Below are 20486 nucleotides of genomic sequence, written 5' to 3' on the forward strand. Positions count from 1 at the left end.
TTAAGCACTGATCCGCAAAGAGTCACCTTATAAGTGATCGTCTGCAACTGTGCATTAGTCAAGTTTTGGCAAGACAGAAATAGTGAGGAATGTGTTTTCAGGAGGCCCGGGAGCCCGGGCCACTCAGACGTTACAGTTTAAACTGATTTACGGTGTTGTTAAGTGCTTTAGCCAGGCTGTTCAGATCACGGGCTTCATCGGCCAGCAAGTGTGCATGGTTCGCTGTGCTATTGACCAGGTCGTTAATGGCATTGAGGCTATTATTGATATCCTCAGCGACGACCGTTTGTTCTTCCGTTGAGGTCGCAATCTGGTGACTTTGATCTTGTACCGTACTGACCGACTCCGTGATATTACGCAGTGCATCCAGCACTTCCTGCGTTTGTCCCACAGACCCTTCTGCACGCTCCTGACCCTGCTGCATCATCACAGAAGCTTGCTGAGCGATCTGTTGCAGGCGAGAGATCATGTTACGGATATCATCTGTCGACTCCTGGGTACGACTGGCCAGGCTGCGTACTTCATCGGCTACCACGGCAAAACCGCGGCCCTGCTCACCCGCGCGGGCAGCTTCAATGGCAGCGTTGAGTGCCAGCAGGTTGGTTTGCTCTGCAATGCCATTGATTACGTCAATCACGGCACCAATGTTGCTGGTTTCCTGTTCCAGACCGGCAACCACTTTGGCCGCCTCTCCAATGTGACCAGCAAGCTGAGTCATGACTTCCTGTGCCTGACCCGAGCGCGCTGCACCGTCATTGGTCATGCTCTGAACCAGATCAGCTGCCCGATTTGTTTCATGGGCATTGCGGGAAATCTCAGTGACTGTGGCCGCCATCTCTGTGACTGCTGCGCTCACACTGTCAACTTGCTCTTTCTCCTGCTGGATCTCATTGTTGGTGTTAGTTGAGACATCCTGTAATTGTGCTGCAGCACCACTGAGTTGCTGCGCTTGTGCAGCGGTATCGAGCATCATACTGCGCAGCTTGTCGATAAAGGTGTTCATGTGATGAGCCAGCTGACCGACTTCATCCTGACTGTTGATATCGATGCGACGAGTCAGGTCGCCTTCACCTGAGGCAATATCTCGCATGGTATTGGTTAGCGTAGTGATGGGCGCAGCAATCATTTGTGTGGCCCACAGAATCATGGCAACAATAATGGCTAGAATAATGATCACAGCGGTCACTGTGCTCATAACGGCATCATTGACAGGTTCTTCAATCAGGCTGACGGGGATCAACAAACCCAGATGCCAATCCAGGATTGGTTTGTCGAGTTTGACGTTGTTGAATACCACATAGTAGTCAACGCCTTTGAGGGTAACCATCGCGGCACCCGCGCCTTCTGAACGCATTGCGCGATTGAGCTCAGCAAACCCTTCGGTATCTGCAAATTGTCTTTCCAGCGCTTCCAGGCCTTCTTTGCCGTTCGCGCCCTCATCAGTAATAGAGAGTTTATGCCCGGTTCGTTTGGACAGATGGACCACTTTATAATCGTGGTCGAGTAAGAAGCCATAACCCTGACCATCAAACTGGATCTGCTCAACCAGTTCACTGATCTTGTTAATTTGCAGGTCAACGCCACCTACCGCAACCAGTTCGCGTTGGGCATTGTAGACAGGTTGCTGAACAACGGCAGAGACGGCACCCGTGTTGATATCTACAGATACCGCACCGACATACAGACCTCCATGACTCAGCGCATCCTGCCACCATGGGCGCTTGTACGAGTAGTAAGGGCGACCATCAGAGTAGTTTGAGGTACGCTCATTTTCTTTGAAGTATTCACCTGTGCGTGCCGATGCCATAAAAGCGGAAAGAATATTCTCATCGCTGGCTGAGATGCGGATAAAGTCCTGATTGACTTCCTGATAGCCAAGGTCGGCGCTGAGCGGCTTTTCTCGCTGGGTGTAGTCGTCAAACCAATTCACATTATGCGGATTGGTGACGAAGGTTTCTACAATGGCACCATAACGCGTAAAGAAGGATTCCATGGAGAGCTTTTCGGCATATAAATGACTTTCTGCTTCTCTCTCTATGCCTTCTCGGGAAAGTTGGGCAATGTGGTTAACGAAATACCCTGATGCAGCAACCAATAAAATAGAAATGGTACCGCCAATCAAAAAGAGGATTTTTTTTCTAAGGGATAAATTTTCAAGCATGCGTTTTTCTTTTTCTTGGGACCAGGCAAGCCTCAATCAAACCATATCTCATGCAAGAAGGCTACAAATTAAGGCGGTTGATTGATAACACTTGGCGAATAATCTTTACATCCCTAATCGGCAATAGGGACAGATACTTTAACTTTTAGCAATAAATCAGTCGTTTTTATTACTTTCTATGTCATCGCAGATTTTTGCCAGCGCACCGTGCTCTGTTGCATGATGTGTAGCGCTGATCACATCACATTACAGGACAATGATATGCACGATAAACTCGTTGTTGCCGGCGCGGGCTGGTTGGGAATGCCTACAGCTGAGGCTGCGGCGGAGAAGGGGTGGCAGGTACAGGCAACCCGACGGCAGCCACACAGCAATGCACTGACGCGTCAACTCGCTCATGATGGGACAAGACTGGTGCATGACGTATCGTTACAGCACGCTTTTTGGCTCTGTGCTATGCCGCCGGGTGCGCGTCGTGAAGACAGTAACTATCTGGTGACGCTAGAAGCGACGCTGGCGTTGGCAACAGAGCTGCAAATGCAGGGCTTTTTATTGTGCTCAAGCACTGGGGTTTATGCGCAAGCTGATGGGGTTTATAGCGAGCAGGGAACATTGGCTGCAACCGATTCGCAGCGTCAACGCGTTTTACAACAGGCAGAGCAGCTGGTGCTGTCGCATGGTGGCAAGGTGCTGAGGCTGGCAGGCTTAGTAGGGCCTGAACGGGAACCAGGACAATTTATCGCTGGCAAGACCTTACGCAGTAGCAGCCAAGAGCGGGTTAATATGGTACACCGGGATGATGTGGTTGCGGCCATTATGTCAGTCCTGACTCACTGGCCGCAGGCGAGGTCAGTTTACAACGTGTGTTCTCCTGCACATCCGCTTAAGCAGGATTACTATCAGGCGCATTGTACGCAAGCAGGCACACAGGCCCCGAGCTTTGCCAGTGATGACAGCAAAGCACGTATCATTGACGGCGCGGCTATCTGTGAACTGGGGTTTAGTTATCAGCACGCCATCTGAGTGGGTTCACTTTTTAAAGGTCAGGTGACCGCCCAGGCGATATTTACTGCCCGGTGAGATTAACCGGGCAAAGCTGACAATGCCTCCTTCAGACCAGGTTCTGCGGATCAGTTGTAAGCAAGGCTCTTCATGAAACATATTTAGCCACTGGCAAATATCCGGGCCGGGCATGATGGCCTCAACGGTATGGCGTGCCTCTGTCAGGGGCGCAATCTGGACCAGGTACTCATGGGGGGTGATTTGTGTGAAGTCCTGTTGCAGATAGTCAGGTGCCAATTGGGGGTTAACGAAGCGCTCTTCCACTTGCAGAGGTTGTTCGTTGTCATGATGTACCAGCACACTGCGATACACCTGAGTATCCATTTCAACACCCAGTGCAATGGCGATTGGGGCAATGGCCGCCATGGATTCCAGGGACAGGACCACACAGGTGTAGTCACCACCGCGCTCTTTGACCTCATCGGCGATATTACGTATTTCCAGCAGAGAAGATTGGGATTTGAATCTGGCAACAAAGGTACCCAGACCCTGGCTACGAGTTAGGATCCCTGCGTCGGTGAGTTCACTGAGCGCGCGTCTGGCGGTCATGCGGCTTACTCTGAATTGCGCGGACAAGGCGTTTTCAGACGGAACTTGTTGATCTTCCTGCCAGACACCACTGCGGATCTGCGTGATGATATGTTGTTTTATTTGTGCAAATTTGGGTTGCGTTGTCACAATCTCATGCCATGGTTAGTAAAGTAAACCCAACTGTAGCGTCAGGCTGAGCGAACATAGCTCGCTGATAAACATGGCACACCTCTATTGTATATACAAGTAATCTTGCTACACTCAAACCAGCAAGTTAGAGATGAGGAATTGAGTGGTGATGGAAGTAGATTTAGTGGTTCTGGACGTTAATCTGGCGACAATGGACCCTGATATTGAGCGCCCTTATGGGGCCATTGAGCATGGGGCGATGATGGTCAAAGGTGGGGTAATCTGTTGGCTTGGTGCACAGGCTGATCTGCCGGAGTTTGATCCGGTGACGACACCGACTATCTCAGCAAAAGGGGCCTGGATGACGCCGGGTCTGATTGATTGTCATACTCACATTCTGTTCGCCGGTTCACGCGCTCAGGAATTTGAACAACGCCTTAATGGTGTGTCTTATCAGCAAATCGCGCAACAGGGCGGCGGCATTGCGACGACCATGAAGGCAACCCGTGCGGCGGATCATGAACACTTGTTTGTGGCTGGTAAAACGCGACTGAATGCCTTGCTCAGTGAGGGTGTCACCACAGTAGAAAGCAAATCGGGCTATGGTCTTGATTGTGAAAGCGAAATTAAGCTGCTAGAAGTCAACCGCATGCTGGATGAACATCACCCTATCAGTGTACAAAGTACGTTCCTGGGTGCCCATGCGCTTCCACCGGAATATCGGGATGACGCCGATGGTTATATCGATCTGGTGTGTGAGCAAATGTTACCTCAGGTAGCCGAACACTCCCTGGCCGATGCGGTCGACGCATTTTGTGAAAATGTCGGTTTTAGCAATGCGCAAACGCGCCGTGTGTTTGCCAAAGCCACAGAGCTAGGTTTAAAAGTAAAATGTCATGCTGAGCAGTTGTCTAATCAGCACGGCAGTGAGCTGGTGGCTGAGTTTAATGGTTTGTCCGCCGACCACATTGAGTACCTGGATGAAACCGGTGTTAAAGCGATGGCCGAAGCGGGCACTGTTGGGGTGCTGCTGCCGGGTGCGTTTTATTTTCTTCGTGAAACTCAATTACCCCCGATTGAGCTCCTGCGTCAGCATAATGTGCCGATTGCACTGGCCAGTGACTTTAATCCTGGAACTGCGCCATTGTGCTCATTACGTCTGATGTTGAATATGGCATGTACCTTGTTCCGTATGACACCTGAAGAAGCATTGCTGGGCGTAACACGCCATGGTGCCAAAGCGCTGGGTCTGTCGGATCGGGGGATGCTAAAAGTCGGCATGCGCGCCGATATGGTGCTGTGGCAGGTCGGTCATCCGGCTGAACTCAGTTATCAGTTTGGCGTAAATGACCTGTTAAATACCTGGATTTCGGGTAAACTTGTGCAATAGTAAGAATTTCACAATGGTCCGCCGATGACAAAAAAAGCGCTGCTAAAACATTGTAACAAAAGTATTATCTTACTTCTGGCTGTGTTTCCCTTTGCTGTGATAGCTGCTGCGGGGGACGTTTCGGCGGTCTCTTTCTGGCAAGGTGCAGGTCAACACTCCCCAATGCTGATGGCTTTTGTAGCCGGTGCGCTGCTCAGTGCCAGCCTTAGTGCGATTATGGTGAGTCAACAGCCATTGCATCGAATTGTATATGCATCCACAACAGCGGTGGCGTTGGCGTTCCTTGCTGACACCGCACATCTTTTTTCTTACTTACTGGCGCCGCTGTTGGTATTGCATATCTGGCTTGCCATTCGCTCTGAGCAGTTAAAGTACCAGGTCATTACTTGCTTCAGTGCCTGTGCTGCTGTGTTGGCACTGGCCGGCATATTGTTCTGGCAACTGTCCCCCGGCTTACTGGTGCTGGCGCTGCTACCGATGTTTTTGGCCGAGTTAACGTTATCCAGATCTTCCCTGGCACCTGCGCCCCCGGTGAGCAGTGATGAAAGCAAAGCGGCGGACATTCTGGAGTTACCGGACAGGGCTGGGTTTCGCAGTGCGTTTTACGATTTTCGTCAGCGTGACCCCAGTGAAGCCATGCTCGTCATGATCCGCCTTGAAGGCTTCCAGCAGGTGAACTTTCATCTTGGCCGGGAGTTTGGCGATCTCTTGCTGGCCCAGTCTGCCAATCGAATTAAACAGCATTTACAGCATCCGGATGTGATGCCAATTCCGCTTGGCAATGATGTATCCCGGCTGGCTCATCTAGGCGGTTTGCATTTTGTGTTTGTGTGTAGCCTGGTTAATCAGCATCACTTGCATGAGCAGATGATCGGTGAAATTATCGAAAGTACCCTGAAACCCTTTAATGTGGGCAACTGCACCATTGAAGTGAAAGCGCGTGCCAGTTATGTGAACTGTGATGAAGAGCAGGGGTTGTTCGAGAATTTATTAACCTGTGTTTTTTTGGCGCTGGATAGCCAGCCTGACAGTCCGATAGCTCCGTATCAGCAGCAGATGCAGATCAATCGGCTGGAGCAACAGGCCCGTCTGGCAGAGCTTGCACATATTGATTTTCGCCAGGAACTGGAGTTGTATTTTCAGCCTGTGGTACGCAATGAAGATGGTGATATTGAATTTCTGGAGTTGCTGTTGCGCTGGCAGCACCCCAAGCAGGGGATCCTGGCTGCTGGTAAGTTTATCGAAGATATCCGTATTGCGGGCCTGGCATTGCCCGTCGCGCAATACGTGATTGAGCGTGCCGCAGAGATCGCGCTGGCATTGCGTATGGAAGGCATTGCTATGCCACTGAGCCTGAACCTGTTTGGGCCGGAAATGCTGCACGAGGAATTTATCGAGTTTATCGACCACGTGTTGCTAGAGCATCAGCTGAAGCCGGGTGATTTGATCATAGAGTGCCCAGCCAGCTTGTTTACCAGCCTCGAGCCTCAGGGCATTGCCATGGTATCGCGGTTGCGCTCGATGGGGCTGCGTTTGTGTATCGACAGCTTCGGTGAAACCCCGGTCACTTTGTCTAAATTGCCTCAGCTAACCGTAGATTATGTCAAGCTGGGCCGCTCGCTGACCTCAGATCATGGTCATCAGGGCACCTTCAAGAGCGTGGTTCGTGGGATTGTGGAAATGCAGCAGATCCAGGAATGCAAAGTGATTTGTGAGGGGGTGGAGTCACCGGAGCAGCTCCAGTTCGTGAAAAGCCTCAACACGTTCGCGGCGCAGGGATATTATTTTGCCAGACCCCTGAGCAGTGTGGGCATGATCAGCTGGCTGAAACAATGGCGCTGGGAGCACCCGGAAGACACCCCAGAAACTTTTCAGCCAGACTCAAATTAAGTGCCGGTTTATTTAGGCGCGGCCTGTAGGTAGCTACAGACGAGTGAAGCGAGAACCTGGCCGGCATCGCTGATCCCCTGTTTCACACCTTGTGGGTGATGCTCGGGTGCCGCTTCGCACAAATGCAGATAACGCGCGCGTTCCTGACTTGCCGCTAAATGAACGAAGTGCTCGGCATCATTCACGGTAAAACCACAGTTGGTATAGGCGCTCACTGGCATTTGAGATATCGCATCGACATCGACTTCAACACCCAGAGGCGCTTGTCCGGCAAAGCGATTCAGCCCGATCTGGCAGGCCTCAGTCAGAGTCAGTGTACGACGTACCAGAATATCTTGGTAGCTGGCGTAGCTGAATCCCGCATTATCCAGTGCTGAGATAATGGTGTGGTTGTTTTTCTGTTCATGCATACCAACCACGTGATAATCGGACAGATGGCCCTGATCATGAGCATAGCTGAAGCCGTTACCAGAATGACGGCCTTCCAGCGCGCGAAAATCGGCATGTGGGTCGAAGTTAATGGCATGACAAGCCTGCTGAGTGCTTTGCGACAACGCTTGCAGCAGGCCGTAGCAGTTATTGTGGCCACCACCAATTACAATGGGCGCCAGACCGGCATCAAAGATGGCTTTCATAACATTGCTGACGCGTTCATCAAGTTGGCCGTTGAGCTCGCGCAACTGAGCCAGTTGCTGCGGGTCACGGTTATCCAGATCGGCACCCTGCTGTTGCAAATCATCACATCGGACTTCGCCTAACAGCAAGACATCATCCGGAGTTAAAAAGCGATTACAAGGCAGGTTTAAGAAGCGCTGTAAAAAAGCTTGCCAGCCCAGGTGGGCGCCACCCCGGCCACAATTAGCCCGAGGTCCCAGGTCCTCGTTAATGGCAACCAACACATACTTAATGCCAAACTGCGCAGCATCGCGCAGCGCCTGGGTTAAGTCATTTTTGGGTTGCAGGAAAGCCAGGGTTTGCCAGAAGCGTTGTTCATTCTCACGGCTGTGGCAATATGCGGTAATGTCCGCTTCGGTGTAAATATGAAGCCAGTGGTTACTCATAATTCAGGTCGATCTATGGGGTTGTGCCGGGCAAAGTCGGGCTTTACCCGGGGAGATTAGAATGCGCTAGCGGTGTTATTCGCTCTGTTCGTCGTCGACTTCTAACTGCAGTTCTTCAGCAGAAATAATGATGCCGGTGGCATCCGCATACAGGTAGTCATCGTCATAGAAAGATACGCCGGCAAAATTGACCGGGATACCTTGCTCACCGCTGCCTTGGCTGTCGGCAGCAACGGGTATTGAAGCGATTGCCTGGATACCGAGTTCACACTCTTCCAGTTCCTCAACATGGCGCACAGCACCATAGACCACAATACCCTGCCAGTTATTTTCCATTGCCAGTTCTGCAAGCTCAATATCGATGAGTGCCCGGCGTGTGGAACCTCCGCCATCGACCAATAAGATTTGGCCTGTACCATCTTGCTGTAAAACCTGGTTGATCAGTTCATTATTCTCAAAGCACTTGAGTGTTTTGATACGGCCACTGAAGGCGCTTTGACCGCCAAAGTTAATAAACATCGGCTCTAATACATCAACCGCATCGGCAAAATGGTCACATAAGTCGGAAGTGCTGTAATCCATACGGGCGTCCTCGAAAATAACTGAATTCACAATCCAGTATACTCCCATTATGTAGGGGCGCAATGCTTTGAATCAACATACATAATTGTGTCACAAAAATGTCGTGGCAGTGTTATTTAGCTCTTCTATGCTGAATTTGTGAACAAATGTAAGCATGAGCTATGAAAGCACAGATCATCAAACTCGATACGGCGCTTTATTTCGCCCTTTATAAACCCGAGTGTAAGCCCTGGTTCAAAATGGTGATGTTGGCCCTGTCAAAAAGCGGAAACGGTGGACTTTACGTGATTTTGGGAGTCCTGAGTGCACTGTTTATGGGCTCGGTTGGGCAGCAATTTGCCTTGTGTGCCGTGGTCGCTTTTGCCATTGAGCGGCCGCTTTATCTCTATCTGAAAAACCGCATTGCGCGGATCCGTCCCTGTGATTGCCTGGCCGTGAAAGCCATGCTTACGCCAAGTGATAAATTTAGCATGCCTTCTGGTCACAGTGCCGGTGCCTGGCTGTATGCCACGTGTCTGATGGAGCATTTTCCGGCACTGGCGCTGCCGCTGATGATGTGGGCATCGGGTGTCTCATTGTCGAGGATTGTTGTCGGGGTGCATTATCCGATTGATGTCATTCTGGGGGCGGTGATAGGTAGCGGATGTGCTGTGTTGGCGATAGGAGTTGTAGGGGAATTATGAAGATTTTATATGGCGTACAAGGGACTGGTAATGGTCATATTACCCGCGCCCGGGTGATGGCAGAGTGTTTTTCGCGTTTAGGCGTTGATGTTGACTACGTGTTTTCTGGTCGTCCGGACGAGCGCTATTTTGATATGTCGGTGTTTGGAGATTACCAAACTCGTCGCGGGATCAGCTTTGCGACTCGTCATGGTCGATTGCATTACCAGGGGACGCTTCAGCAATTGCGTGTCGGGCGCTTTGTTAAGGATGTGCAGCGCTTTGATATGCGTGGCTACGACATGGTCTTTAACGATTTTGAGCCGGTGACGGCCTGGGCTGCACGTCGTGCTAAGGTGCCAGTGGTTGCAATGAGCCATCAAAGTGCTTTTTTATCACCTAAAGTGCCCATCTTTGGTGGCAACTTTATGCTGCGTTCATTAATTCGTTGGTTTGCACCGGCAGACATTCACCTGGGTGTACACTGGCAACCTTTTGCTGAAAATATCGTACCGCCTTTTATTCCCTACCAGTTGGGAGATTTTGGCAATCAGTCTATCGCGAACAAAGTTTTGGTTTACCTGCCCTTTGAAGACTTATCGCATATTGTTGAGTTACTTAAAGACTTCCCTGACCGGGAGTTTTACTGTTATCACCCGGATGCACATAACACCTCACTGAATCATATTCATCTGCGTGAACCATCACGAGATGGGTTTATCGCTGATTTAGCCAATGCGTCCGGTGTGGTGGCCAATGCCGGGTTCGAATTGTCCAGTGAAGCCCTGAAGTTTGGTAAAAAGTTGTTGTTAAAGCCCTTGCAGGGGCAATTTGAACAGCAAAGTAATGCGATGACCTTACAGTCTCTGGGACTGGCTCAGGTAATGAACTACCTGAATTCAGAAGCGCTGGACGAATGGCTGGAATCACCTGGCGGACAGCAAATTAATTTCCCCAGTGATGCGACACCATTAGCCCTGTGGCTGACAAAGGGACAATGGCATAATGTCAATGAGTTACATGATACGCTCTGGCAAACGGTGCTCAATAAAGCACCAAAGGCCGCTTAATTAATGTGCATTTAGTAATAAAGTCGTGCAAAAATAGCAAATAGTGCGCGGCGTTGCTGACGGAATAATCTATACTCTATTGCAGGTCTTGTAATAATTGGGTAACCGTATGGCATTTCTGGAAAATCTGACCATCAAGCGGCGCTTGCAGTTAAATGCGCTGGTGGTGGGTGTGGCTTTAGTCGTTATGCTGGCAGTGATTATGATCGAAGCCAGTACGATGCGTAAACTGAATGAAACCATTCAGTATGCTGAAGAGCTTGATATTCATGAGCTTTCAATGCGCAAACATGAAAAGAACTTTTTGTTCTATAAAGATACTGAGGCACTAGATTTATATGCCAAGGACTACAGCGAACTGCAACGTAAAGCTGGGCTACTGGACGAGATATTTGCTGAGTTCGGTATCGATGACAGTAATTTACGTGAGTTCGAACGTCTTGCGCAAACCTATGTTGATGATTTTAATCACGTTGTTGAGTTACAACAAACCATAGGGCTGCATCCTAAGGATGGTCTCTATGGCGCGCTTCGTAGCGCGGTTCATGAAGTAGAGACAATGCTCAAACAGCAATCACGTGATGACCTGCTGGTCACCATGTTAATGCTCAGACGCGCAGAAAAAGACTTTATGTTGCGACTGGACCTGAAATACCTCAAGAAGTTTGACGATCAAATCAGCAAATTTGAGGAGAAGGTCAAAGCGGCTGGCTTTGATTCGCAGTATGAGCGTCAGATCCAGACCCTGATAAAGCAATATCAAACCCGCTTTAGAAATTTAGTTGATGCACAGACCAAGCTTGGCCTGGATCTTCAAAGTGGTGCTCTGGGCAGCATGAAGAAAAGTGTTGAGCAGAGTGATGCTGTTGTCGCGCGGATCGTCGAGCAGGCAAAAGAAGCCGTGACAGAGAATACGCAAATGGCGCAGATGGCTGCCCTGATCATTTTTGTTGTGGCCTCTGTGGTGGTGATGTTGCTGGTGCTGTCGACCAGCCAGTCAATTATTCGTCCGGTTGAACGGGTTTACCAGACCATAGAGCGGATCCGTCGTGAGAATAATTTACGTATTCCTATCGAACAGACGGGTAACGATGAAATTACCCTGATGACCAAAGACTTCAATAGTCTGATTGGCGACTTTAAAGAGTTGATTGGCGACGTAAACAGTGCGCTTGCGATCATCAATGATGCAACCCACCACTTATCGGATACCACAGCACAGACCAGTGCAGGCATGACTGAGCAGCTGCACGAGGCCGATATGGTGGCAACGGCGGCCACTGAGATGCAGGCCACGATCCAGGATATTTCACATAATACCGAAGCGGCGGCAGACAAAGCCGAGTCAACTAACAAGAATGCACAGCTAGGTCGCTCTGAGGTGACTGCAACGATTGAGCATATTATGCAGCTGTCTGAATCGCTCGGTGGTGCATCCGATGTAGTGGGCCAGCTAGAACGCGATGGCGAAACAATAGGCTCAGTACTGGATGTGATCCGCGGTATCGCCGAGCAAACCAACCTGCTGGCACTGAATGCGGCGATTGAGGCGGCCCGTGCCGGTGAGCAAGGTCGTGGTTTTGCTGTGGTCGCGGATGAAGTGCGCTCGCTGGCGCAGCGTACTCAGGATTCGACGCAGGAAATCGAAAGCATTATTTCAACCTTGCAACAGCGTACACGTGAAGTGGTTAATATCATGGAGCAATGTCGCGAGCAGGGCAATGAAAGTGTGGCACAGGCCGAACGCGCAGGCGATCTGCTCGGAATGATCACCGAAGATGTGCAAACAATAATGGAAATGAGCACCCATATCGCCACCGCGATAGATGAGCAAAAACAGGTGGCCTCTGAAGTAAACAAAAATGTTGTGAAGATCCGAGATATTGCCCAGGTGGCGTCAGATCATGCCAGCAGTAATGCGCAAAGCAGTGAGGAGCTGTCGGAGCAGGCGCGGAATTTATACGAGTCGGTGGAAAAATACCAGGTATAGTACCAGCCCGGTTCACCGGGTTTGTAAAAGAAAAGGCGACCACAGGTCGCCTTTTTTGTGTTTATCACAGCGGATCAGGGCGTAAACTTAATGGGCACATCGTGGCGTGCAGACACACGCTGCTGATAAAGTTGCCACAGTTCATCCTCTTGCTCACTGAGCTTTCGCAGGTACTGCCAGCTGAACAGTCCTGAATTATGACCGTCATCGAACACCAATCTGACTGCATAGTGTCCCACCGGCTCAATTTTGCTGATGGCTACATCTTGTTTATTGAGGACCAGTTGCTGCTGACCGGGGCCATGTCCCTGTACTTCAGCGGAGGGAGAATGGACCCGTAAAAACTCAGCGCTGAGTGTGTGCGTCAGACCATCATCAAAGTACACATCAAGCAGGCTTTGTTGGGTGTGGTAATGCAGTTTGGTAACTTGATACATAGGCATAAAAAAGCCCGATCAGTGACCGGGCGGGATTCCGTTAAAGAATAAAGCGGCTCAGGTCTTCGTCCTGTACCAGCATATCTAAATGCTTGTCGACATAGGCGGCATCTATCGTTAGTGACTCACCGGCTTTATCGGAAGCATCGAAAGAGATTTCTTCCATCAGCTTTTCCATCACAGTGTGCAGACGACGGGCACCAATGTTTTCCGTTTTCTCATTCACCTGCCAGGCAGCCTGGGCAATGCGCTCAATGGCATCCTCACTGAATGCGATGCTGACACTTTCTGTGTCCATCAGGGCTTGTTGTTGCTCTGTAAGTGACGCATGTGGCTCTGTCAGAATGCGTTTGAAGTCTTTTGCTGTAAGTGCTTCGAGCTCAACACGAATTGGTAAACGGCCTTGCAGCTCAGGAATAAGATCAGAAGGCTTGGCCATCTGGAATGCCCCTGAAGCGATAAACAGAATGTGGTCTGTTTTTACCATGCCATGTTTAGTACTGACCGTTGAGCCTTCAATGAGTGGCAGCAGGTCGCGCTGAACCCCTTCTCGGCTGACATCGGGCCCTGAGGCTTCGCCACGCTTACAGATTTTGTCGATCTCATCAACGAACACGATGCCATTTTGTTCAACGGCAAAAATCGCCTGCTCTTTTAGCTCTTCTGGGTTTACCAGCTTCGCAGCTTCTTCTTCAATCAACAGTTTGAAGGCTTCTTTGATTTTTAGCTTGCGGCTTTTCTTTTTGTCGCCTGACAGATTTTGGAACATGCCCTGTAATTGATTGGTCATTTCTTCCATGCCTGGCGGTGCCATGATCTCAACCTGAGGGGAGGTTTCTGCCACTTCAATGTCGATCTCTTTATCATCCAGCTGGCCTTCACGCAGCTTCTTGCGGAATACCTGACGCGTAGAGCTGTTGTCACTCTGTTGTGTTTCACCCCAGGCATCTTTGGCTGGTGGCAGCAGCGCATCTAAAATGCGTTCTTCAGCGGCTTCTTCTGCACGGTGTTTGTGCTTCTTGGTTTGCAGCTCGCGCGTCATTTTAAAAGATACTTCAACCAAATCACGGATGATGGTTTCGACTTCTTTACCCACATAACCGACTTCGGTGAATTTAGTCGCTTCAACTTTGATAAATGGCGCGTTCGCCAGCTTCGCCAGGCGACGGGCGATTTCGGTTTTACCCACACCGGTTGGGCCAATCATCAAAATATTTTTGGGGGTGACTTCAGTACGTAGCTCTTCAGGGAGCTGCATGCGACGCCAGCGGTTTCTGAGCGCAATGGCAACGGCTTTCTTTGCTTTGTCCTGACCAATAATATGCTGGTCCAGCTCATGGACGATTTCTCTTGGGGTCATTGCTGTCATGGCAATTCCTATTACAATTCTTCGATGGTTTGGAAATTGTTGGTAAAGACGCAGATATCGCCTGCGATTTTAAGGCTCTTTTCCACAATTTCTCGGGCACTCAGGTCGGTGTTCTCAATCAGCGCGGTGGCAGCTGCCTGAGCAAAGTTACCACCACTACCGATGGCGATTAGATCGTGCTCTGGCTGAACAACGTCACCATTACCTGTGATGATCAATGACGCGGTTTCATCGGCAACGGCCAGCAAGGCTTCGAGCTTGCGCAGTGCTCTGTCGGTTCGCCAATCTTTTGCCATTTCCACGGCTGCACGAGTTAGGTGGCCCTGGTGCATTTCCAGTTTGGTTTCAAAGCGCTCAAACAGGGTGAAGGCGTCGGCAGTGCCACCTGCAAAGCCTGCAAGCACCTTACCGTTGTATAGGCGACGCACTTTTTTAGCATTGCCTTTCATTACCGTATTGCCAAGCGAAACCTGGCCATCTCCACCTATTACGACTTTGTCGCCTCGGCGAACACTCACGATAGTTGTCATAGTATTCCTTAATCAGGAGGCACATGCCTCAAGTATAAAATCAATTAGGGTAGAGATAGGGACGATTTTACGAAGATCAAGTCCACTTCCAGATCCCACAGCTGACGATGTTTATTCGTTCCAGCTTATTTTTATCGCTCTCAGCGCCCCGTTTGGTGTCATAGGGACCCAAACGCACCCGGTACCAGACACCGTTGGAGCCTTCTGTGCGACGGATCTCGGCGATCAGGCCAGCGAACGCCATTTTGGCTTTCATTTGTTCGGCCTGCTCATAGGTTCTGAATGAGCCACACTGCATCTGATAGGGGCCCTGGCTCTCTATTTTCTTGACCTCAACTTTAACCTCATGATCTTTAATGTCTTTGATGAAGTCTGGTGGGCGTGGCAGGTCTTTTTCTGCTTTCGGTTGCTCCGTTTTCTTTGCTGGCATTGGGCTGATGGGCTGTGCCTCGGGTTCGCCATGCTGCTTGATGTACCACAGGCCATAACCAAAGGCACCAATCAACACCAGTGTCAGAGCAGCAAAAAATTTCGGGAAAGGTTTGGCAACCTTTCCTTTGGCGGCTTTTTTACCGCCCGGCTTCTTATTTATGTAGTCGTGTTGTGCCATAACGTTTTTTTAATAGGTATCCATAGGGTCAACGTCAATACTCCAGCGCACCCGGTTGGCGAGTTTATGCTGGCCGATATAATCAGCCAGTTGTGCCAGGTATTGATGCAGTACTTTGCGTTGCGCTGCCTGAATATGCAATTGATATCGGTATTTTCCGGCCAGGCGTTCCATCGGCGCGGGGATCGGTCCGAGTAATTGTATACCAGGGTAGGGGGTGGCTGGAACCAGATCCGATAAAAACGCCATGACCAGTTGTGCATTGGTGGCTTCTGCACGGATCAAAGCCAGATGGCTGTATGGGGGCATCTGGGTTTCCTCGCGTTCGCGCAATGCATAGCGGGCAAAATCCTGATAGCCGTTGTTCACCAGATCCTGTAACAAAGGATGTTCCGGGAAGTGGGTTTGCAACAGCACAGTACCGGCTTCGCCACTACGCCCGGCTCGCCCTGCGACCTGGGTTATGAGCTGCGCCATGTGCTCAGTGGCGCGAAAGTCGCACGAATACAAGCCACTGTCTACGTCGAGGATCACCACCAGGTTGACGTCTGCGAAATGATGTCCTTTGGCGAGCATCTGAGTGCCAATGAGCAGTCGCGCGCCCCCTTGGTTAATTTCATCCAGTACGGTTTCCAGGCTACCTTTGCGCCGGGTTGAATCCCGGTCTATCCGGTGCACCGGAAAATCAGCAAATTGCTGGGTTAAAAACTCTTCCAGTTGCTCGGTGCCATATCCCGTTGGCATGATCTGGGTGCTGCCACAGTCAGGGCATTGCACGGGCACAAACGCTTGTTCAGAACAGTGGTGGCAGATCAATCGGCTAAGGGATTTATGATAGGTGGCGCTGGTACTACAACGATTACAGTTGCTGAGCCAGCCGCACTCATGACAGATAAGTGTCGGGGCAAAGCCACGCCGGTTGAGAAATACCATGACCTGCTGTCCGCGTGCCAGTGTAGCAGCTATGGTATCCAGGCTGGCCTTGGCAAACCCCGATTGCTCAGCCTGACCTTTCATATCGACTAACATAAAGCGGTTATCTTGCTGTGTTTGTGCGCGTTTGGTGAGAGGCAGCAGTTGATAGCGGTTTTGCAGGGCTTTTTGCAGGGTTTCCAGTGCCGGGGTGGCGGTGCCGAGGATTAATGGAAACTGGCCTTGTGCAGCACGGTAGGCCGCGAGATCACGGGCATGGTAGCGCAACCCGTCTTGTTGTTTGAATGAGCCGTCGTGTTCTTCATCGACTACTATCATGCCCAAGGTCTGAAAGGGCAAAAAGATGGCTGAGCGGGTGCCAATCACCAGAGCTGACTCTCCCAGCTCGGCGCGACGCCAGGTGTGTAAGCGCTCATTATCGGTGAGATTCGAGTGCCAAAGATCGATGGGTAACCCCTCAAAACGGCGTTTGAAACGGTTAACCGTTTGTGGCGTCAGCCCTATTTCTGGCACCAGTACGAGTGCCTGTTTGCCACTGGCTAAAATGGCTTCGAGGCTTTGCAGATACACTTCGGTTTTACCACTGCCTGTCACACCTTCGAGTAAGAAGGTACGAAACCCGGTCTCACTGTTGATGGCACTGCAGGCGGTAGCCTGCTCTGGGTTGAGTCTGGGTTTACTACCGAGCTGCAACGGCCTGGATTGCCAGTGTGTATCTGTGCGCAGTTCTTCCTGGATCAGTGCTTTTTCTAACAAGGCTTTGATCTGTGCCTGTGAGAAGCCCAGTGTTTTGAGCTCACTGGCGGTGGCATCTCCGGCACTGCGCAGTTGCTCAAGCAATGATAATTGTTTCTTTGCTCTGAGCTGAGTGGTTTCACGCCCCGCTACTGTCAGCGTCAGTACCGGCACCTGGGTTTTATCAACTTGCTCGCCTTCGCGCAGTGCGCCGGGTAGGGCAGTAAACAAGGTTTCGCCCAGAGGGTGACAATAATACTGGGCACCGAAGCGCAAGAATCCGAGGTGCTCTGGCGACAGCACGGGGGCAGTATCCAGTACAGACTCAATGGCTTTTATTTTCTCGGCGGGCACATCGCTGTGAGACTTTAAGGCCACAACAATGGCAACGCAGGCCCGGCTGGCAAATTTTACTCTGACTCGGCCGCCCACACAGGGCTGCTGTTGTGGCTCGAGGCGGTAATCAAAGGTTCTATGTAAAGGCACTTTTAAAGCGACTTCGGCGAAGCGCATGGAGACTCCGGCATCTGAATATCAAAGTTAAGGACTGGCGCCTGATAGCCCTATCGGGTGCTAACAGAACACGGGCTCAGTATACCGTAACAATGTAAAAATGCATGCCAGTGGTGAGGGAGTTTAGTGTGTATGGCATATTTTGCGGTTACATTCCGAGATTGCGCAAAAAATAACAGCTAAATTGCATTTATTGCTTGTGGATCATCCCGATTGACCCTAAAATACGCGTCCACAATTTTTGTATAACTACGTATGGTGCCAGACTTCGGGTTTGGAGAGCGATACGGCCTTAACTAGAGGTGTCCTATGAAAGAAGGTATTCATCCTACGTACGAAACAATTACAGCAACTTGTTCGTGCGGTAACAAATTCGAGACTCGTTCAACACTGTGTAAAGACATTCACCTGGACGTATGTTCTGCATGTCACCCGTTCTACACTGGTAAGCAGAAGATCCTAGACACAGGTGGTCGTGTTGATCGCTTCAACAAGCGCTTTGGCGCGCTTAGCAGCAAGAAGTAAGCCTTACTTCTGTTGTAGAAAAAGCACCTTCGGGTGCTTTTTTCGTTTCTGTCCCCGGTAATGTGCGATTTTGCCAAATGCTGCACTTTACTATGCTAAGTGGACGGATCAGTGCCGTTCGGTCAGTAAAGTTTCCAGTAATGCAAGATTGTTGCCGACAAACCTGCATGCTATAGCGTTCGTTAAGTTGTGCTCATGTGACAACCATATCACAGCGCAAATTTCCCCTGAATGATCATATTCACCTGATTAATCTGCATAGCTACCCCGGCCAATGTCTCGATTTTTTTATTTAATATTAGTTAAAAGTCGGTATTTTCTCTCATTATGTTGCTAAATGTCGGGAACTTGTTTTTTACGTTTGTTTTATTCATTTGATTTATACTCCGCATAAAAATGACGCTATTTTGACCTGAAAATGACACTTATCGGATCATTTGTTGTGAGTTAAGTTTGCCGAAAAGTAGCAAAAAAGTCGCTAAATATTGCTAACTGCCAACTATCTTTGCTTTAACAGGATAGACCTGATATGGCTTGAATTAATTTTTAAAAAAGGTATGGTTTAACACAGTTAGCGAATTTTTATCTCACTCTCACTTTCAACTTCTTCGTAGGAAAAAATCGCGTCATGTCAGACTTTCGTGAACAAGCTTTACATTATCATGCCCACCCCGTTCCAGGAAAAATCAGCGTAGAGTTGACCAAGCCTGCAGAAACCGTCAAAGACTTAGCCCTGGCATACAGCCCGGGTGTTGCAGAGCCGGTTCGTGAAATTGCAGCCGATCCCAGCAATGCATACCGTTATACAGGCAAAGGTAACATGGTGGCTGTGATCAGTAATGGTACTGCTATCCTCGGGTTAGGCAACCTGGGCCCATTGGCGTCCAAGCCAGTGATGGAAGGTAAAGCCTTACTGTTTAAGCGCTTTGCTGGTCTTGATTCAATTGATATTGAAGTTAAGCATCGGACCACTGAAGACTTTATCAATACAGTTGCAAACATTGCCGATACCTTTGGCGGTATTAATCTGGAAGACATCAAAGCACCTGAGTGTTTTGAGATTGAGCGTGCGCTGATCGAGCGTTGTGATGTGCCGGTGTTCCATGATGATCAGCATGGCACCGCGATTGTAACCGCTGCGGGTATGTTGAATGCGCTGGAGATTCAGGGCAAAAATATTCATGACGCGATTATCGTTTGTTTGGGGGCTGGTGCAGCTGCCATCGCGTGTATGGAGCTTTTGATTAAGTGTGGTGCACAACGTGAACACATTTATATGCTTGACCGTAAGGGGGTTATTCACACTCGCCGTGATGATCTCAACGAATACAAAAAGTTGTTTGCCAATAACACGGATAAGCGCACGTTACAGGACGTGATCGAAGATGCAGACGTGTTTGTGGGTGTATCTGGTCCGGACCTGTTGTCACCGGAAGATCTGAAATTAATGGCTGATAAGCCTGTGGTGTTTGCCTGCTCTAACCCGGATCCTGAGATCAGCCCGGAAGTGGCACATGGCGCGCGTGATGATCTGATCATGGCAACGGGCCGCTCTGATTACCCTAATCAGGTGAACAATGTACTGTGTTTCCCGTTTATCTTCCGAGGTGCGCTGGACGTGCGTGCAACGGCCATTAATGATGAAATGAAGATAGCCGCGGTTGAAGCAATTCGCAGCATTGCCAAAGAGCCGGTGCCTGCTGAAGTACTCAAAGCGGCGGATGTGGACAGCCTGGAGTTTGGTGAACATTACATCATTCCTAAGCCGATGGACCCGCGCTTGCTACCACGTATCGCCAGAGCTGTTGCCGAGGCCGCGGTAGAATCGGGTGTCGCACAAATTGAGATGCCAGAAAACTACATGGCATAAGTCAGTTTGAGCAAAAAAAAGCCTCACAATGTGAGGCTTTTTTTATTGCTGTTTTTCACTGTCGCTGCACAGATTATTCTTCATTAATCTCTGGGATCTCCAGACCCATTTCCGTCATGATCTGACGGACTTCCGCCGGGATTTTTTCCGGATTGTCTTTGCGCAGATCTTCGTCACCAGGGAGTGGCTGGCCGGTAAAGGCATGCAGAAATGCCTCACACAGTAACTCACTGTTCGTCGCGTGGCGCAGGTTGTTGACCTGGCGACGGGTGCGCTCATCGGTTAGCACTTTCAGTACGTTGAGCGGGATAGAAACAGTAATCTTTTTTACCTGTTCTGATTTCTTACCGTGTTCTGCATAAGGGTGAATATATTCACCGTTCCATTTAGCCATAGTGATGTACTTGCCTCAGTGTTGTAGATGCAATGCGAATAA

General features: G+C 50.0%; 18 protein-coding genes. 8 read left to right on the forward strand and 10 right to left on the reverse strand.

Features of this window, described 5'->3' with window-relative positions; all coding sequences use genetic code 11:
* Positions 1-130: 130 nt before the first annotated feature.
* Complete coding sequence (locus CWC22_RS00900) at positions 131-2161, reverse strand: methyl-accepting chemotaxis protein (RefSeq protein WP_138537836.1); 2031 nt, start codon at positions 2159-2161, stop codon at positions 131-133.
* A gap of 261 nt (positions 2162-2422) precedes the next feature.
* Here CWC22_RS00900 and CWC22_RS00905 point away from each other — a divergent pair, with 261 nt between their 5' ends.
* Complete coding sequence (locus CWC22_RS00905) at positions 2423-3184, forward strand: NADP-binding protein (protein WP_138537835.1); 762 nt, start codon at positions 2423-2425, stop codon at positions 3182-3184.
* 6 nt (positions 3185-3190) lie between these two features.
* On the opposite strand, the gene hutC is transcribed toward CWC22_RS00905, so the two are convergent.
* A complete protein-coding gene (gene hutC / locus CWC22_RS00910) occupies positions 3191-3901 on the reverse strand; it encodes a histidine utilization repressor (protein ID WP_125563042.1) in 711 nt (236 codons plus the stop codon).
* A 151-nt stretch (positions 3902-4052) separates the two neighbouring features.
* On the opposite strand from hutC, the gene hutI reads away from it, so the two are divergent.
* Positions 4053-5273: an imidazolonepropionase gene (gene hutI / locus CWC22_RS00915; protein ID WP_171045037.1), complete on the forward strand. Its 1221-nt coding sequence runs from the start codon at positions 4053-4055 to the stop codon at positions 5271-5273.
* A 24-nt stretch (positions 5274-5297) separates the two neighbouring features.
* Complete coding sequence (locus CWC22_RS00920) at positions 5298-7163, forward strand: GGDEF domain-containing phosphodiesterase (RefSeq protein ID WP_138537833.1); 1866 nt, start codon at positions 5298-5300, stop codon at positions 7161-7163.
* Between the two features lie 8 nt (positions 7164-7171).
* Here the strand turns inward: CWC22_RS00920 and CWC22_RS00925 are convergent, their stop codons facing one another.
* Both CWC22_RS00925 and rraA read right to left on the reverse strand, forming a co-directional pair.
* Positions 7172-8224, reverse strand: a complete 1053-nt coding sequence (locus CWC22_RS00925; RefSeq protein WP_125563048.1) for a formimidoylglutamase — start codon at positions 8222-8224, stop codon at positions 7172-7174.
* Positions 8225-8299: 75 nt separating this feature from the next.
* Positions 8300-8806: a ribonuclease E activity regulator RraA gene (rraA, locus tag CWC22_RS00930; protein ID WP_138537832.1), complete on the reverse strand. Its 507-nt coding sequence runs from the start codon at positions 8804-8806 to the stop codon at positions 8300-8302.
* A gap of 161 nt (positions 8807-8967) precedes the next feature.
* On the opposite strand from rraA, the gene CWC22_RS00935 reads away from it, so the two are divergent.
* The 3 genes from CWC22_RS00935 to CWC22_RS00945 all read left to right on the forward strand — a co-directional run bounded on the left by CWC22_RS00935 (position 8968) and on the right by CWC22_RS00945 (position 12528).
* Positions 8968-9489: a phosphatase PAP2 family protein gene (locus tag CWC22_RS00935; protein WP_125563051.1), complete on the forward strand. Its 522-nt coding sequence runs from the start codon at positions 8968-8970 to the stop codon at positions 9487-9489.
* Positions 9486-10538: an MJ1255/VC2487 family glycosyltransferase gene (locus CWC22_RS00940; protein WP_138537831.1), complete on the forward strand. Its 1053-nt coding sequence runs from the start codon at positions 9486-9488 to the stop codon at positions 10536-10538. The genes CWC22_RS00935 and CWC22_RS00940 overlap by 4 nt, the downstream gene beginning before the upstream one ends.
* A gap of 109 nt (positions 10539-10647) precedes the next feature.
* Positions 10648-12528: a methyl-accepting chemotaxis protein gene (locus CWC22_RS00945; protein WP_138537830.1), complete on the forward strand. Its 1881-nt coding sequence runs from the start codon at positions 10648-10650 to the stop codon at positions 12526-12528.
* Between the two features lie 74 nt (positions 12529-12602).
* Here the strand turns inward: CWC22_RS00945 and CWC22_RS00950 are convergent, their stop codons facing one another.
* The 5 genes from CWC22_RS00950 to priA form a co-directional block, all read right to left on the reverse strand.
* On the reverse strand, positions 12603-12965 hold the full coding sequence (locus CWC22_RS00950) for a gamma-butyrobetaine hydroxylase-like domain-containing protein (RefSeq protein ID WP_125563182.1): 363 nt from the start codon (positions 12963-12965) through the stop codon (positions 12603-12605).
* A 40-nt stretch (positions 12966-13005) separates the two neighbouring features.
* Positions 13006-14334 carry an HslU--HslV peptidase ATPase subunit gene (gene hslU / locus CWC22_RS00955; protein ID WP_138537829.1) on the reverse strand — a complete coding sequence of 443 codons (1329 nt, stop codon included), beginning with the start codon at positions 14332-14334 and terminating at the stop codon, positions 13006-13008.
* Between the two features lie 11 nt (positions 14335-14345).
* A complete protein-coding gene (gene hslV / locus CWC22_RS00960; RefSeq protein ID WP_010386191.1) occupies positions 14346-14864 on the reverse strand; it encodes an ATP-dependent protease subunit HslV in 519 nt (172 codons plus the stop codon).
* A gap of 76 nt (positions 14865-14940) precedes the next feature.
* A complete protein-coding gene (locus CWC22_RS00965) occupies positions 14941-15474 on the reverse strand; it encodes an SPOR domain-containing protein (RefSeq protein WP_125563059.1) in 534 nt (177 codons plus the stop codon).
* Between the two features lie 9 nt (positions 15475-15483).
* Positions 15484-17655 (reverse strand): primosomal protein N', encoded by a 2172-nt coding sequence (gene priA / locus CWC22_RS00970; protein ID WP_138537828.1) that lies wholly within the window; start codon positions 17653-17655, stop codon positions 15484-15486.
* A gap of 309 nt (positions 17656-17964) precedes the next feature.
* On the opposite strand from priA, the gene rpmE reads away from it, so the two are divergent.
* Entirely contained in the window at positions 17965-18180 is a 216-nt protein-coding gene (gene rpmE / locus CWC22_RS00975; RefSeq protein WP_010386197.1) for a 50S ribosomal protein L31, read from the forward strand.
* Between the two features lie 628 nt (positions 18181-18808).
* The gene (locus CWC22_RS00980; RefSeq protein WP_010386198.1) at positions 18809-20050 is read left to right on the forward strand and encodes a malic enzyme-like NAD(P)-binding protein; all 1242 of its coding nucleotides are present in this window, start codon (positions 18809-18811) and stop codon (positions 20048-20050) included.
* Between the two features lie 73 nt (positions 20051-20123).
* Here CWC22_RS00980 and metJ read toward each other — a convergent pair whose 3' ends face one another.
* The gene (metJ, locus tag CWC22_RS00985; protein WP_010386199.1) at positions 20124-20444 is read right to left on the reverse strand and encodes a met regulon transcriptional regulator MetJ; all 321 of its coding nucleotides are present in this window, start codon (positions 20442-20444) and stop codon (positions 20124-20126) included.
* Positions 20445-20486: the final 42 nt, after the last annotated feature.

Origin of the sequence: Pseudoalteromonas rubra (assembly GCF_005886805.2) — a bacterium.
Taxonomy (GTDB): domain Bacteria; phylum Pseudomonadota; class Gammaproteobacteria; order Enterobacterales; family Alteromonadaceae; genus Pseudoalteromonas; species Pseudoalteromonas rubra_D.

What these genes read in the sequence shown, in the direction of transcription:
- CWC22_RS00900 (WP_138537836.1), bottom strand. Translation starts at nt 2,161, where the DNA reads ATGCTTGAAAATTTATCCCTTAGAAAAAAAATCCTCTTTTTGATTGGC.
- CWC22_RS00905 (WP_138537835.1), top strand. Translation starts at nt 2,423, where the DNA reads ATGCACGATAAACTCGTTGTTGCCGGCGCGGGCTGGTTGGGAATGCCT.
- hutI (WP_171045037.1), top strand. Translation starts at nt 4,053, where the DNA reads ATGGAAGTAGATTTAGTGGTTCTGGACGTTAATCTGGCGACAATGGAC.
- CWC22_RS00920 (WP_138537833.1), top strand. Translation starts at nt 5,298, where the DNA reads ATGACAAAAAAAGCGCTGCTAAAACATTGTAACAAAAGTATTATCTTA.
- CWC22_RS00925 (WP_125563048.1), bottom strand. Translation starts at nt 8,224, where the DNA reads ATGAGTAACCACTGGCTTCATATTTACACCGAAGCGGACATTACCGCA.
- rraA (WP_138537832.1), bottom strand. Translation starts at nt 8,806, where the DNA reads ATGGATTACAGCACTTCCGACTTATGTGACCATTTTGCCGATGCGGTT.
- CWC22_RS00935 (WP_125563051.1), top strand. Translation starts at nt 8,968, where the DNA reads ATGAAAGCACAGATCATCAAACTCGATACGGCGCTTTATTTCGCCCTT.
- CWC22_RS00940 (WP_138537831.1), top strand. Translation starts at nt 9,486, where the DNA reads ATGAAGATTTTATATGGCGTACAAGGGACTGGTAATGGTCATATTACC.
- CWC22_RS00945 (WP_138537830.1), top strand. Translation starts at nt 10,648, where the DNA reads ATGGCATTTCTGGAAAATCTGACCATCAAGCGGCGCTTGCAGTTAAAT.
- CWC22_RS00950 (WP_125563182.1), bottom strand. Translation starts at nt 12,965, where the DNA reads ATGTATCAAGTTACCAAACTGCATTACCACACCCAACAAAGCCTGCTT.
- hslU (WP_138537829.1), bottom strand. Translation starts at nt 14,334, where the DNA reads ATGACAGCAATGACCCCAAGAGAAATCGTCCATGAGCTGGACCAGCAT.
- hslV (WP_010386191.1), bottom strand. Translation starts at nt 14,864, where the DNA reads ATGACAACTATCGTGAGTGTTCGCCGAGGCGACAAAGTCGTAATAGGT.
- CWC22_RS00965 (WP_125563059.1), bottom strand. Translation starts at nt 15,474, where the DNA reads ATGGCACAACACGACTACATAAATAAGAAGCCGGGCGGTAAAAAAGCC.
- priA (WP_138537828.1), bottom strand. Translation starts at nt 17,655, where the DNA reads ATGCGCTTCGCCGAAGTCGCTTTAAAAGTGCCTTTACATAGAACCTTT.
- rpmE (WP_010386197.1), top strand. Translation starts at nt 17,965, where the DNA reads ATGAAAGAAGGTATTCATCCTACGTACGAAACAATTACAGCAACTTGT.
- CWC22_RS00980 (WP_010386198.1), top strand. Translation starts at nt 18,809, where the DNA reads ATGTCAGACTTTCGTGAACAAGCTTTACATTATCATGCCCACCCCGTT.
- metJ (WP_010386199.1), bottom strand. Translation starts at nt 20,444, where the DNA reads ATGGCTAAATGGAACGGTGAATATATTCACCCTTATGCAGAACACGGT.